The following is a 13,004-nucleotide window of genomic DNA, read 5'->3' as shown; positions in this document are numbered from 1 at the left end:
CTTTTGTCTGGATACCGGTTTATGAGCGTTCCTCGTGAAACCATCGCTGCCGTCGCCACCGCTCAAGGTCGCGGCGGTGTGGGCATCGTCCGTATTTCCGGGCCGCTGGCGAGTCTGGCGGCCAAAGCCATCAGCGGTCGCGAACTGAAACCGCGGTTTGCCCATTACGGCCCGTTCCTCAGTGCAAACGAAGAGGTGCTGGACGAAGGCATCGCGCTGTACTTCCCGGGACCGAATTCGTTCACCGGCGAAGATGTGCTTGAGCTGCAGGGCCACGGCGGGCCGATCGTTCTGGATATGCTGCTCAAGCGTTGCCTGGAACTGGGCTGTCGTCTGGCCCGGCCGGGTGAGTTCAGCGAGCGCGCCTTCCTCAACGACAAGCTCGATCTGGCTCAGGCCGAAGCCATTGCCGACTTGATCGAGGCAAGTTCTGCACAGGCGGCACGAAATGCCCTGCGTTCGTTGCAGGGCGCGTTTTCCCAGCGTGTGCATAACCTCACCGAGCAACTGATAGGCCTGCGCATTTACGTCGAAGCCGCCATCGACTTCCCCGAAGAAGAAATCGACTTCCTCGCCGATGGCCACGTGCTGAGCATGCTCGACAAAGTACGCGACGAATTATCCACAGTGCTGCGTGAAGCCGGGCAAGGGGCCTTGCTACGCGACGGTATGACCGTGGTGATCGCCGGCCGGCCGAATGCCGGCAAGTCCAGCCTTCTGAATGCCTTGGCCGGGCGTGAAGCTGCGATCGTGACTGAGATTGCCGGCACGACCCGGGACATTCTTCGCGAACATATCCACATCGATGGCATGCCGTTGCATGTGGTCGACACGGCTGGTTTGCGTGACACCGATGACCAGGTGGAAAAGATTGGTGTCGAAAGGGCATTGAAAGCTATCAGTGAAGCGGATCGAGTACTGCTGGTGGTCGACGCCACAGCTCCCGAGGCCCTTGATCCATTTGCCTTGTGGCCTGAATTCCTTGAGATCCGTCCGGATCCGGCAAAAGTTACCCTTATACGCAACAAGGCTGACCTGACGGGAGAAGCGATCGCCCTGGAGGTCAGTGATGATGGCCATGTCACAATCAGCCTCAGCGCCAAATCCGCCGGTATGGGGCTGGAACTGTTACGCGAGCATCTCAAGGAATGCATGGGTTACGAGCAGACCTCCGAAAGCAGCTTCAGTGCTCGCAGGCGTCACCTGGAGGCACTGCGTCACGCGAGTGCGTCCCTTGAGCATGGTCGTGCGCAGCTGACGTTAGCGGGTGCCGGTGAGCTCTTGGCCGAAGATTTGCGGCAGGCTCAGCACTCTTTGGGCGAAATCACCGGCGCATTCAGCTCCGATGATCTGCTGGGAAGGATCTTTTCCAGTTTCTGTATCGGTAAATAGTCCCTTCTGCTGTCCCCAGACAGGCCATTGAGGCCTGTCTGTTCTCTCCTTTTCTGAAATTTTTCCCCAGTGCCGAGCAGATTCTTCGCTTGAGCGGATTTCCCTTGCCCGGAATTTGCTCATTCGGCGGCTTTTCTGTGGATTAAGCCCTGTGAATAAGTGCCGCTAAGGGCAGTTGATAACAAGGCCTCAAAACTGAAGATAACCACCTCTGTGGATAACCACCCCTTTCATCCACAGGCTTAGACCGGTTATCCAAGGGCCTCCTTGGCACATGACCACAGGGTTTTGAATCTCTGTACATATTGAAAATAAAGGGCTGTACCAATCTATCCACAGAAAGGTGGGTCAGTAGAAATAAACATAAAAACAAAGATTTAATAAATTTCTCTCTTTTTAATTTCTATAACCCCGACTTCCCCACAGCTGGTTAAATTTTGTGCAAAGGGTTCTTTAGGAAGGGCGAAGTCCCTATACTTGCCGACCAGGTCCAAAAACCTGAGCTCAAACTATTTCCGGATTACCTGACTGAAGCAGGCACGAGGTGCGTGGTGGATTTCCCTTCCCGTTTTGAAGTGATCGTCATCGGCGGCGGTCATGCCGGTACCGAGGCAGCACTGGCGTCAGCACGTATGGGGGCAAAAACCCTATTGCTGACGCATAACGTGGAAACCCTCGGTGCGATGAGTTGCAACCCAGCCATTGGCGGGATCGGCAAAAGCCATTTGGTTAAAGAAATCGATGCCCTGGGCGGCGCGATGGCCATGGCTACCGATAAAGGCGGTATTCAGTTTCGCGTATTGAACAGCCGCAAAGGCCCAGCCGTGCGTGCAACCCGCGCTCAGGCAGATCGGGTTCTGTACAAGGCCGCTGTCCGCGAAGCTTTGGAAAACCAGCCGAACCTGTGGATATTTCAACAGGCTGCTGACGACCTGATCGTCGAGCAGGAACAAGTGCGCGGTGTTGTCACCCAAATGGGCCTGCGTTTCTTCGCAGATTCCGTGGTGTTGACCACTGGCACCTTCCTCGGTGGACTTATCCACATCGGCATGCAGAATTATTCCGGCGGTCGCGCCGGTGATCCGCCATCGATTGCTCTGGCTCATCGCCTGCGTGAACTGCCATTGCGGGTCGGTCGCCTGAAAACCGGTACACCGCCGCGTATCGACGGTCGCACTGTGGATTTCTCGGTGATGACCGAGCAGGCAGGGGATACGCCGATTCCGGTGATGTCGTTCATGGGCTCCAAAGAGCAGCATCCGAAACAGGTCAGCTGCTGGATTACCCACACCAACGCCCGTACCCACGAAATCATTGCTTCGAACCTTGATCGTTCGCCGATGTATTCCGGTGTGATCGAAGGTATCGGCCCGCGTTATTGCCCATCGATCGAAGACAAGATCCACCGCTTTGCCGACAAGGAAAGCCACCAGGTCTTCATCGAGCCGGAAGGTCTGACCACCCACGAGCTGTACCCGAACGGAATATCCACTTCCCTGCCGTTCGACGTGCAACTGCAGATCGTGCAATCGATCCGCGGCATGGAAAACGCGCACATCGTTCGCCCTGGCTACGCCATCGAGTACGACTACTTCGACCCGCGTGACCTGAAATACAGCCTGGAAACCAAAGTGATCGGCGGTCTGTTCTTCGCCGGGCAAATCAACGGCACCACCGGTTACGAAGAAGCCGGCGCCCAAGGTTTGCTGGCCGGAGCCAACGCCGCACTGCGCGCTCAGGGCAAAGACGCCTGGTGCCCGCGTCGCGATGAAGCGTACATCGGCGTTTTGGTCGACGACCTGATTACCCTGGGTACCCAGGAACCGTATCGGATGTTCACGTCCCGCGCCGAATACCGTTTGATCCTGCGCGAAGACAACGCCGACCTGCGCTTGACCGAAAAAGGTCGTGAATTGGGTCTGGTGGATGACGTGCGTTGGGCAGCGTTCTGCAAGAAGCGCGAAAGCATCGATCTGGAAGAACAACGCCTGAAAAGTACCTGGGTTCGCCCGGGCACCGAGCAGGGCGATGCTATTTCCGAGAAATTCGGTACGCCGCTGACCCACGAATACAATTTGCTCAACCTGCTGAGCCGTCCGGAAATCGACTACGCTGGTCTGATCGCCGTGACCGGTGGGGGCGCAGAAGATCCACAGGTCGCCGAACAGGTCGAAATCAAGACCAAGTACGCCGGTTACATCGATCGTCAACAGGATGAAATCGCGCGTCTGCGGGCCAGCGAAGACACCAAACTGCCTGTGGATATCGATTACACGAACATCTCCGGTCTCTCGAAAGAGATCCAGAGCAAGCTCGGCGCGACCCGTCCAGAGACCCTGGGCCAGGCGTCGCGTATTCCGGGCGTAACCCCGGCAGCGATTTCGCTGTTGATGATTCATTTGAAAAAACGCGGCGCGGGCCGTCAGTTGGAGCAAAGCGCTTGAGTTCGTTGGTCACCTCGCAACACGCCGAAGAGTTATCCACAGGTGCTCGCCAGCTCGGTGTCAACCTGACTGAAGCCCAGCATGCACAGCTGCTGGGTTATCTGGCCCTGTTGATAAAATGGAACAAGGCCTACAACCTCACGGCAGTGCGTGATCCGGATGAAATGGTTTCACGGCATTTGCTCGACAGCTTGAGCGTTATGTCCTTCATCGAAAACGGCCGTTGGCTGGATGTGGGCAGTGGCGGCGGCATGCCAGGGATTCCCCTGGCGATCCTGTTTCCCGAGTCGCAAGTGACCTGCCTGGACAGCAACGGCAAGAAAACCCGCTTCCTGACCCAGGTCAAACTCGAACTCAAACTGGATAACCTGCAAGTTATCCACAGTCGCGTCGAAGCCTTCCAGCCTGAACTGCCATTCAACGGGATCATTTCCCGTGCGTTCAGCAGCATGGAGAACTTCAGCAACTGGACTCGCCATTTGGGCGATACCCAAACACGTTGGCTGGCAATGAAGGGCGTTCATCCCGCTGATGAGCTGGTAGCATTGCCGGCAGACTTCCACCTCGATAGCGAACACGCCCTGGCCGTACCCGGTTGCCAAGGCCAACGCCATCTGCTGATACTGCGCCGCACGGCATGATTGGGAACACAAGCAAGAATGGCTAAGGTATTCGCGATAGCGAACCAAAAGGGTGGTGTGGGCAAGACCACCACCTGCATCAACCTCGCAGCTTCCCTGGTCGCCACCAAGCGTCGGGTGCTGTTGATCGATCTCGATCCACAGGGCAACGCCACCATGGGTAGCGGTGTGGATAAACACGGCCTGGAAAACTCGGTCTACGACCTGCTGATCGGTGAATGCGATCTGGCCCAGGCCATGCACTATTCCGAGCACGGCGGTTATCAATTGCTGCCGGCCAACCGCGACCTGACCGCGGCCGAAGTCGTTCTGCTGGAAATGCAGATGAAGGAAAGCCGTCTGCGCAGTGCGTTGGCGCCGATCCGTGAAAACTACGATTACATTTTGATCGACTGCCCGCCGTCGCTGTCGATGTTGACGCTCAACGCGCTGGTTGCCGCCGACGGGGTGATTATCCCCATGCAGTGCGAGTACTTCGCGCTCGAAGGGTTGAGCGACCTTGTGGATAACATCAAGCGCATTGCCGAACTGCTGAACCCGAATCTGAAAGTCGAAGGCCTGTTGCGGACCATGTACGACCCGCGCCTGAGCCTGATGAACGACGTATCGGCGCAGCTCAAGGAACACTTCGGCGATCAGCTCTACGACACCGTGATTCCGCGCAACATCCGCCTGGCCGAAGCGCCAAGCTATGGCATGCCGGCGCTGGCGTATGACAAATCATCGCGGGGCGCGATTGCCTATCTGGCATTGGCGGGCGAGATGGTTCGCCGTCAACGCAAAAACTCACGCATTGCCGCTGCTCAGGCAACTTAAGGAATCCCCATGGCCGTCAAGAAACGAGGTCTCGGACGTGGACTGGATGCACTGCTGAGTGGTCCGACTGTCAGCTCGCTGGAAGAGCAAGCGGTGCAAGCCGATCAGCGCGAGCTGCAGCACCTGCCCCTGGACCTGATCCAGCGTGGCAAGTACCAACCGCGTCGGGACATGGATCCTCAAGCGCTGGAGGAGCTGGCGCAGTCGATCAAGGCCCAGGGCGTGATGCAGCCGATCGTGGTTCGCCCGATCGGCAGCGGGCGCTTCGAAATCATCGCCGGCGAACGCCGCTGGCGCGCCAGCCAGCAGGCTGGCCAGGAAACCATCCCGGCGATGGTTCGCGATGTGCCGGATGAAACCGCCATCGCCATGGCGCTGATCGAGAACATCCAGCGCGAAGACCTCAATCCGATCGAAGAAGCGGTGGCTTTGCAGCGTTTGCAGCAGGAATTCCAGCTGACTCAGCAACAAGTGGCCGAGGCTGTGGGTAAGTCCCGCGTTACCGTCGCCAACCTGTTGCGTCTGATTGCGCTGCCGGAAGTCATCAAAACCATGCTGTCTCACGGCGACCTGGAAATGGGTCATGCCCGTGCCTTGCTTGGTTTGCCGGAAAATCAACAAGTTGAAGGGGCGCGACACGTTGTCGCACGGGGGCTGACTGTGCGCCAGACTGAAGCACTGGTTCGCCAGTGGTTGAGTGGCAAACCGGAGCCTGTGGAACCTGCAAAACAGGACCCGGATATCGCCCGACTTGAGCAGCGCCTGGCCGAGCGCCTAGGCTCTGCGGTGCAGATCCGCCACGGAAAGAAGGGTAAGGGGCAGCTGGTGATCGGCTACAACTCTCTTGATGAGCTTCAAGGTGTGCTTGCACACATCCGCTGAAACAATTCCTCATGTAGCGTGAAGTCGGAAATCACTACCTGACAGTTGAATAGGGGCAGAACCGCCCCTATACTCTGCGCGCATTTTGTCGGCACAAATTATGCCAAGTTATTGCGTTCTGGCAGCCGACCATTGGGGAGCAAAAGAGATGGAAAACCGCACGCCAGACCGCTTGCCGTTCCATCGCCTGGCAGTTTTTCCGGTGTTAATGGCTCAATTTGTCGTTTTGCTGATTGCTGCTTTGGCGCTCTGGCAATGGCATGGAGTCGTTGCCGGGTACTCAGGACTCTGCGGAGGCCTGATAGCCTTGCTTCCCAATATTTATTTCGCTCACAGGGCATTTCGGTTTTCCGGCGCCCGAGCAGCTCAAGCCATCGTCCGGTCTTTTTATGCCGGCGAGGCGGGCAAACTGATTTTGACGGCAGTGCTGTTTGCATTGACGTTTGCAGGTGTGAAGCCACTGGCGCCGTTAGCAGTATTCGGCGTCTTCGTGCTGACCCAACTGGTTAGCTGGTTCGCTCCCCTGCTAATGAGAACAAGACTTTCGAGACCTTAGGGCGTTTGAGGCAACCATGGCAGAGACAACCGCTTCGGGCTATATCCAGCACCACTTGCAGAACCTGACCTTCGGTCAGCACCCAACTGGCGGGTGGGGTTTTGCCCACACCGCAGCAGAAGCCAAAGAAATGGGCTTTTGGGCTTTTCACGTCGATACTCTCGGCTGGTCGGTCGCGTTGGGTCTGATTTTCGTTCTTCTTTTCCGCATGGCGGCAAAAAAGGCGACTTCCGGTCAACCTGGCGCCCTGCAGAACTTCGTCGAGGTTCTGATCGAGTTCGTCGACGGCAGCGTGAAAGATACTTTCCACGGCCGTAATCCATTGATCGCACCATTGGCCCTGACGATTTTTGTCTGGGTGTTCCTGATGAACGCCGTCGACCTGGTACCGGTTGACTGGATTCCGAAGCTGGCTGCCATCATTACCGGCGACCCGCACCTAGTCTTCCGTGCCGTTCCTACCACTGACCCGAATGCGACCCTGGGTATGTCCCTGTCGGTATTCGCGTTGATCATTTTCTACAGCATCAAGGTCAAGGGCATCAGCGGCTTCATTGGCGAACTGACCCTGCACCCGTTCGGCAGCAAGAACATCTTCGTTCAAGCCCTGCTGATCCCGGTGAACTTCCTGCTGGAGTTCGTGACGCTGGTGGCCAAGCCAATCTCTCTGGCACTGCGTCTGTTCGGCAACATGTACGCCGGCGAGCTGGTCTTCATTCTGATTGCTGTGATGTTCGGCAGCGGTCTGCTCTGGCTTAGCGGCCTGGGCGTAGTTCTGCAGTGGGCGTGGGCTGTGTTCCACATCCTGATCATCACCCTGCAGGCGTTTATCTTCATGATGCTGACCATCGTCTACCTGTCGATGGCGCACGAAGAGAACCATTAAGACCAGTCTCGACTAGTCTGATGTCCCTCTCGGTCAAACGAGAGGGTGCCCGAACAGGGCTATGAAACGATTTGTTTTACCGCTTTAAAATCTAAAAAACCTAAACCATACGACGTAAAAGTCGGGAGGAAAGATGGAAACTGTAGTTGGTCTAACCGCTATCGCTGTTGCACTGTTGATCGGCCTGGGCGCACTGGGTACCGCAATTGGTTTCGGCCTGTTGGGCGGCAAGTTCCTGGAAGGCGCAGCGCGTCAGCCAGAAATGGTTCCAATGCTGCAAGTCAAAATGTTCATCGTTGCCGGTCTGCTCGACGCCGTAACCATGATCGGTGTTGGTATCGCTCTGTTCTTCACCTTCGCGAACCCATTCGTTGGTCAACTCGCTGGCTAATCACTCGAACCTTCGAGTTGATTGGTGTGATGTGCAACGAACGAGCGAGGTGTTGGCGTGAACATTAATGCAACCCTGATTGGCCAGTCCGTTGCGTTCTTCATTTTTGTACTGTTTTGCATGAAGTTCGTGTGGCCTCCGGTCATCGCGGCTTTGCACGAACGTCAGAAGAAGATCGCGGATGGACTGGACGCTGCCAGCCGAGCAGCTCGCGACCTGGAGTTGGCCCATGAGAAAGTGGGTCAGCAACTGCGCGAAGCGAAAGCTCAGGCAGCTGAAATCATTGAGCAAGCCAAGAAACGCGGTAATCAGATCGTCGAAGAAGCCGTTGAAAAGGCCCGTATCGACGCTGACCGTGTGAAGGTTCAGGCTCAGGCCGAGATCGAGCAGGAACTGAACAGTGTCAAAGACGCGCTGCGTGCCCAACTGGGTGCACTGGCTGTCGGCGGCGCCGAGAAGATCCTGGGTGCCACAATCGATCAAAACGCGCACGCGGAGCTGGTAAACAAACTGGCTGCTGAAATTTAAGCGAGGGCGATCATGGCAGAATTGACCACGTTGGCCCGACCTTACGCTAAGGCAGCCTTCGAGCACGCCCAGGCCCACCAGCAACTGGCCTCTTGGTCAGCCATGCTCGGCCTGGCTGCAGCAGTGTCGCAAGACGACACCATGCAGCGCGTGCTCAAGGCCCCGCGACTGACGAGCGCAAACAAGGCCGCCACGTTTATTGACGTGTGCGGCGACAAGTTTGATGCCAAGGCACAGAACTTCATTAACGTCGTTGCCGAAAACGACCGTCTCCCGCTTTTGCCGGAGATATCCGCTCTGTTCGACCTGTACAAGGCTGAACAAGAGAAGTCGGTAGACGTTGAAGTGACCAGTGCTTTTGCATTGAACCAAGAACAGCAAGACAAACTCGCCAAGGTTCTCAGTGCACGACTCAACCGGGAAGTGCGCCTGCAAGTCGAGGAAGACAAATCCCTGATTGGGGGCATTGTCATCCGCGCCGGCGACCTGGTTATCGATGGCTCGGTTCGCGGCAAACTCGCGAACCTTGCCGAAGCATTGAAATCTTGAGTTTGAAGGGGCAGCAGAGCAATGCAGCAACTCAATCCTTCCGAAATAAGTGAAATTATCAAGGGCCGCATCGACAAGCTCGATGTGACCTCCCAAGCCCGTAACGAAGGCACTGTCGTCAGCGTATCTGACGGTATCGTGCGGATTCACGGTCTGGCCGACGTTATGTACGGCGAGATGATCGAGTTTCCGGGCGGCGTCTTCGGTATGGCTCTCAACCTCGAGCAAGACTCTGTAGGTGCCGTTGTATTGGGCGCTTACCAGTCTCTGGCTGAAGGCATGAGCGCCAAGTGCACTGGCCGCATCCTCGAAGTTCCGGTTGGTAAGGAACTGCTGGGTCGCGTAGTCGACGCACTGGGTAACCCTGTTGACGGCAAAGGTCCACTGGGCAACACCGAGACCGACGCGGTCGAGAAAGTTGCTCCAGGCGTGATCTGGCGTAAGTCGGTAGACCAGCCTGTACAGACTGGCTACAAGGCTGTCGATGCCATGATTCCTGTCGGCCGTGGCCAGCGTGAGCTGATCATCGGTGACCGTCAGATCGGTAAAACCGCTCTGGCGATCGACGCGATCATCAACCAGAAAAACAGCGGCATTTTCTGCGTCTACGTAGCGATCGGTCAGAAGCAATCGACCATCGCCAACGTGGTTCGCAAGCTGGAAGAAAACGGCGCTCTGGCCAACACGATCATCGTGGCTGCCAGTGCTTCGGAATCTCCTGCGCTGCAATTCCTGGCACCGTACTCCGGTTGCACCATGGGTGAATTCTTCCGCGACCGCGGTGAAGACGCGCTGATCGTTTATGACGATCTGTCCAAGCAAGCAGTGGCTTACCGCCAGATTTCCCTGCTGCTGCGCCGTCCACCAGGCCGTGAAGCTTACCCAGGCGACGTGTTCTATCTCCACTCCCGTCTGCTGGAGCGCGCATCCCGCGTTTCGGAAGAATACGTAGAGAAGTTCACCAACGGCGCAGTGACCGGCAAAACCGGTTCCCTGACCGCACTGCCGATCATCGAAACCCAGGCTGGCGACGTTTCCGCGTTCGTTCCGACCAACGTGATTTCCATCACCGACGGTCAGATCTTCCTGGAATCGGCCATGTTCAACTCCGGGATCCGTCCTGCTGTGAACGCCGGTGTTTCGGTATCCCGTGTGGGTGGTGCCGCTCAGACCAAGATCATCAAGAAGCTCTCCGGTGGTATCCGTACCGCTCTGGCTCAGTACCGTGAACTGGCGGCATTCGCCCAGTTCGCTTCTGACCTGGACGAAGCGACCCGTAAGCAACTTGAGCATGGTCAGCGCGTTACCGAGCTGATGAAGCAGAAGCAATACGCACCAATGTCGATCGCTGACATGGCGCTGTCGCTGTATGCCGCTGAGCGTGGGTTCCTGACTGACGTCGAAATCGCCAAGATCGGCAGCTTTGAACAAGCGCTGATTGCTTTCTTCAACCGCGATCACGCCGATTTGATGGCGAAGATCAACGTGAAGGGTGACTTCAATGACGAAATCGACGCTGGCATGAAAGCCGGTATCGAGAAGTTCAAGGCCACCCAAACCTGGTAAGCCGCAGCGGGAGCCGCAAGGCTCCCGCTTGCTAACCTGATAGGTGTTACATGGCAGGCGCAAAAGAGATTCGCAGTAAGATTGCGAGCATCAAAAGCACGCAAAAGATTACCAGCGCCATGGAAAAAGTGGCGGTCAGCAAAATGCGCAAGGCACAAATGCGCATGGCTGCTAGCCGTCCTTACGCGGAGCGCATCCGCCAGGTTATTGGCCATCTGGCCAACGCCAACCCGGAATATCGCCACCCATTCATGATCGACCGTGAAGTAAAGCGCGTCGGTTACGTTGTGGTGAGCAGTGACCGTGGTCTGTGTGGTGGCTTGAACACCAACCTGTTCAAGGCCCTGGTCAAGGACATGGCGGTAAACCGCGAAAACGGCGTCGAGATTGATCTGTGTGTAGTGGGTAGCAAGGGTGCGGCTTTCTTCCGCAACTTCGGCGGTAACGTCGTTGCAGCTATCAGCCACCTGGGTGAAGAGCCGTCGATCAATGACCTGATCGGCAGCGTCAAGGTGATGCTGGATGCCTACCTGGACGGCCGTATTGACCGCCTGTCCGTGGTATCCAACAAGTTCATCAACACCATGACGCAACAGCCTACCGTGGAGCAGTTGATTCCACTGGTGGCAACCCCGGATCAAGAACTCAAGCACCACTGGGATTATCTGTACGAACCGGACGCCAAAGAGCTGCTTGACGGCTTGATGGTCCGCTACGTGGAGTCGCAGGTCTACCAGGCGGTGGTCGAGAACAACGCGGCTGAACAAGCTGCGCGGATGATCGCGATGAAGAACGCTACCGACAACGCCGGTGATTTGATCAGCGATTTGCAGCTGGTCTATAACAAGGCGCGTCAGGCTGCGATCACCCAAGAGATCTCGGAAATCGTCGGCGGCGCTGCCGCGGTTTAACGGTTCAAATATTCAGAGGATCCAGCTATGAGTAGCGGACGTATCGTTCAAATCATCGGCGCCGTTATCGACGTGGAATTTCCACGCGACAGCGTACCGAGCATCTACAACGCGCTGACAGTTCAAAGCGCGGCCGGGACCACCCTGGAAGTTCAGCAGCAGCTGGGCGACGGCGTGGTTCGTACCATTGCGATGGGTTCCACCGAAGGCTTGAAGCGCGGTCTGGACGTCATCGACTCCGGCGCAGCCATCTCCGTACCCGTCGGTAAAGCGACTCTGGGCCGGATCATGGACGTTCTGGGTAACCCGATCGACGAAGCGGGCCCGATCGACACCGAAGAGCGCTGGGGCATTCACCGTCCTGCGCCATCCTTCGCTGAACAAGCAGGCGGCAACGACCTGCTGGAAACCGGCATCAAGGTTATCGACCTGGTTTGCCCGTTCGCCAAGGGCGGTAAAGTCGGTCTGTTCGGTGGTGCCGGTGTAGGCAAAACCGTAAACATGATGGAACTGATCCGTAACATCGCCATCGAGCACAGCGGTTATTCCGTGTTCGCCGGTGTGGGTGAGCGTACTCGTGAGGGTAACGACTTCTACCACGAGATGAAGGACTCCAACGTTCTGGACAAAGTGGCACTGGTTTACGGTCAGATGAACGAGCCGCCGGGTAACCGTCTGCGCGTAGCACTGACCGGCCTGACCATGGCCGAGAAGTTCCGTGACGAAGGTAACGACGTTCTGCTGTTCGTCGACAACATCTATCGTTACACCCTGGCCGGTACTGAAGTATCCGCACTGCTGGGCCGTATGCCTTCGGCAGTAGGTTACCAGCCGACCCTGGCTGAAGAGATGGGCGTTCTGCAAGAACGTATCACTTCGACCAAGGAAGGTTCGATCACTTCGATCCAGGCGGTATACGTACCGGCGGATGACTTGACTGACCCGTCGCCAGCGACCACCTTCGCCCACTTGGACGCCACCGTCGTTCTGTCCCGTGACATCGCTTCCCTGGGTATCTACCCGGCTGTCGATCCACTCGACTCGACTTCGCGCCAGTTGGACCCGAACGTAATCGGCCAGGACCACTACGACACCGCTCGCGGCGTACAGTATGTTCTGCAGCGTTACAAAGAACTGAAGGACATCATTGCGATCCTGGGTATGGACGAGCTGTCGGAAGCCGACAAGCAGTTGGTAAACCGTGCTCGTAAGATCCAGCGTTTCTTGTCGCAGCCGTTCTTCGTGGCTGAAGTCTTCACCGGTGCTTCGGGTAAATACGTTTCCCTGAAAGACACCATTGCTGGCTTCAAAGGCATCCTCAACGGTGACTACGACCACCTGCCAGAACAAGCGTTCTACATGGTCGGCGGCATCGAAGAAGCGATCGAGAAAGCCAAGAAACTGTAATCCCGGTGCCCGGCAACGGGCGCTAATTTAGGTTG

At 56.8% G+C, this 13,004-nt stretch carries 13 protein-coding genes; all 13 read left to right on the top strand.

The genetic code is table 11. The annotated features are described in order from the left end of the window. Positions 1-21: 21 nt before the first annotated feature. The 13 genes from mnmE to atpD all read left to right on the top strand — a co-directional run bounded on the left by mnmE (position 22) and on the right by atpD (position 12,969). On the top strand, positions 22-1,392 hold the full coding sequence (gene mnmE / locus ACZ3HH_RS20790) for a tRNA uridine-5-carboxymethylaminomethyl(34) synthesis GTPase MnmE (protein ID WP_465807250.1): 1,371 nt from the start codon (positions 22-24) through the stop codon (positions 1,390-1,392). A 551-nt stretch (positions 1,393-1,943) separates the two neighbouring features. Further along, complete coding sequence (gene mnmG, locus ACZ3HH_RS20785) at positions 1,944-3,836, top strand: tRNA uridine-5-carboxymethylaminomethyl(34) synthesis enzyme MnmG (protein WP_008007892.1); 1,893 nt, start codon at positions 1,944-1,946, stop codon at positions 3,834-3,836. Then, positions 3,833-4,477, top strand: coding sequence for a 16S rRNA (guanine(527)-N(7))-methyltransferase RsmG (gene rsmG / locus ACZ3HH_RS20780; RefSeq protein WP_465807248.1), 645 nt, complete (start codon positions 3,833-3,835; stop codon positions 4,475-4,477). The genes mnmG and rsmG overlap by 4 nt, the downstream gene beginning before the upstream one ends. 18 nt (positions 4,478-4,495) lie before the next feature. Further along, on the top strand, positions 4,496-5,293 hold the full coding sequence (locus ACZ3HH_RS20775) for a ParA family protein (RefSeq protein ID WP_008007890.1): 798 nt from the start codon (positions 4,496-4,498) through the stop codon (positions 5,291-5,293). Between the two features lie 9 nt (positions 5,294-5,302). Further along, positions 5,303-6,175: a ParB/RepB/Spo0J family partition protein gene (locus ACZ3HH_RS20770; protein ID WP_465807246.1), complete on the top strand. Its 873-nt coding sequence runs from the start codon at positions 5,303-5,305 to the stop codon at positions 6,173-6,175. A 148-nt stretch (positions 6,176-6,323) separates the two neighbouring features. Then, complete coding sequence (locus tag ACZ3HH_RS20765; RefSeq protein ID WP_007903021.1) at positions 6,324-6,731, top strand: F0F1 ATP synthase subunit I; 408 nt, start codon at positions 6,324-6,326, stop codon at positions 6,729-6,731. Between the two features lie 16 nt (positions 6,732-6,747). Further along, positions 6,748-7,617, top strand: coding sequence for a F0F1 ATP synthase subunit A (gene atpB, locus ACZ3HH_RS20760; protein WP_123357030.1), 870 nt, complete (start codon positions 6,748-6,750; stop codon positions 7,615-7,617). Between the two features lie 133 nt (positions 7,618-7,750). Next, positions 7,751-8,008 carry a F0F1 ATP synthase subunit C gene (gene atpE / locus ACZ3HH_RS20755; protein ID WP_002555987.1) on the top strand — a complete coding sequence of 86 codons (258 nt, stop codon included), beginning with the start codon at positions 7,751-7,753 and terminating at the stop codon, positions 8,006-8,008. Between the two features lie 57 nt (positions 8,009-8,065). Further along, positions 8,066-8,536, top strand: a complete 471-nt coding sequence (locus ACZ3HH_RS20750; RefSeq protein ID WP_258618469.1) for a F0F1 ATP synthase subunit B — start codon at positions 8,066-8,068, stop codon at positions 8,534-8,536. Between the two features lie 12 nt (positions 8,537-8,548). Then, a complete protein-coding gene (locus tag ACZ3HH_RS20745) occupies positions 8,549-9,085 on the top strand; it encodes a F0F1 ATP synthase subunit delta (RefSeq protein WP_007903030.1) in 537 nt (178 codons plus the stop codon). Between the two features lie 21 nt (positions 9,086-9,106). Further along, on the top strand, positions 9,107-10,651 hold the full coding sequence (gene atpA / locus ACZ3HH_RS20740) for a F0F1 ATP synthase subunit alpha (RefSeq protein ID WP_030132553.1): 1,545 nt from the start codon (positions 9,107-9,109) through the stop codon (positions 10,649-10,651). A gap of 50 nt (positions 10,652-10,701) precedes the next feature. Beyond that, on the top strand, positions 10,702-11,562 hold the full coding sequence (gene atpG, locus ACZ3HH_RS20735) for a F0F1 ATP synthase subunit gamma (RefSeq protein ID WP_007934344.1): 861 nt from the start codon (positions 10,702-10,704) through the stop codon (positions 11,560-11,562). 27 nt (positions 11,563-11,589) lie between these two features. Further along, the gene (gene atpD, locus ACZ3HH_RS20730) at positions 11,590-12,969 is read left to right on the top strand and encodes a F0F1 ATP synthase subunit beta (RefSeq protein WP_038980433.1); all 1,380 of its coding nucleotides are present in this window, start codon (positions 11,590-11,592) and stop codon (positions 12,967-12,969) included. Positions 12,970-13,004 lie beyond the last annotated feature (35 nt).

The sequence above is a fragment of the Pseudomonas sp. PME37.24/025 genome (assembly GCF_055556615.1).
The sequence above is the reverse complement of the archived record's forward strand: the minus strand, read 5'-3'. Positions and strand labels throughout refer to the sequence as shown.

Bases quoted from the DNA above. Each gene is read 5' to 3' on its own strand.
- atpE (WP_002555987.1), top strand. From the start codon at position 7,751: ATGGAAACTGTAGTTGGTCTAACCGCTATCGCTGTTGCACTGTTGATC.
- ACZ3HH_RS20770 (WP_465807246.1), top strand. From the start codon at position 5,303: ATGGCCGTCAAGAAACGAGGTCTCGGACGTGGACTGGATGCACTGCTG.
- mnmE (WP_465807250.1), top strand. From the start codon at position 22: ATGAGCGTTCCTCGTGAAACCATCGCTGCCGTCGCCACCGCTCAAGGT.
- ACZ3HH_RS20775 (WP_008007890.1), top strand. From the start codon at position 4,496: ATGGCTAAGGTATTCGCGATAGCGAACCAAAAGGGTGGTGTGGGCAAG.
- ACZ3HH_RS20765 (WP_007903021.1), top strand. From the start codon at position 6,324: ATGGAAAACCGCACGCCAGACCGCTTGCCGTTCCATCGCCTGGCAGTT.
- atpA (WP_030132553.1), top strand. From the start codon at position 9,107: ATGCAGCAACTCAATCCTTCCGAAATAAGTGAAATTATCAAGGGCCGC.
- atpD (WP_038980433.1), top strand. From the start codon at position 11,590: ATGAGTAGCGGACGTATCGTTCAAATCATCGGCGCCGTTATCGACGTG.
- atpG (WP_007934344.1), top strand. From the start codon at position 10,702: ATGGCAGGCGCAAAAGAGATTCGCAGTAAGATTGCGAGCATCAAAAGC.
- ACZ3HH_RS20745 (WP_007903030.1), top strand. From the start codon at position 8,549: ATGGCAGAATTGACCACGTTGGCCCGACCTTACGCTAAGGCAGCCTTC.
- atpB (WP_123357030.1), top strand. From the start codon at position 6,748: ATGGCAGAGACAACCGCTTCGGGCTATATCCAGCACCACTTGCAGAAC.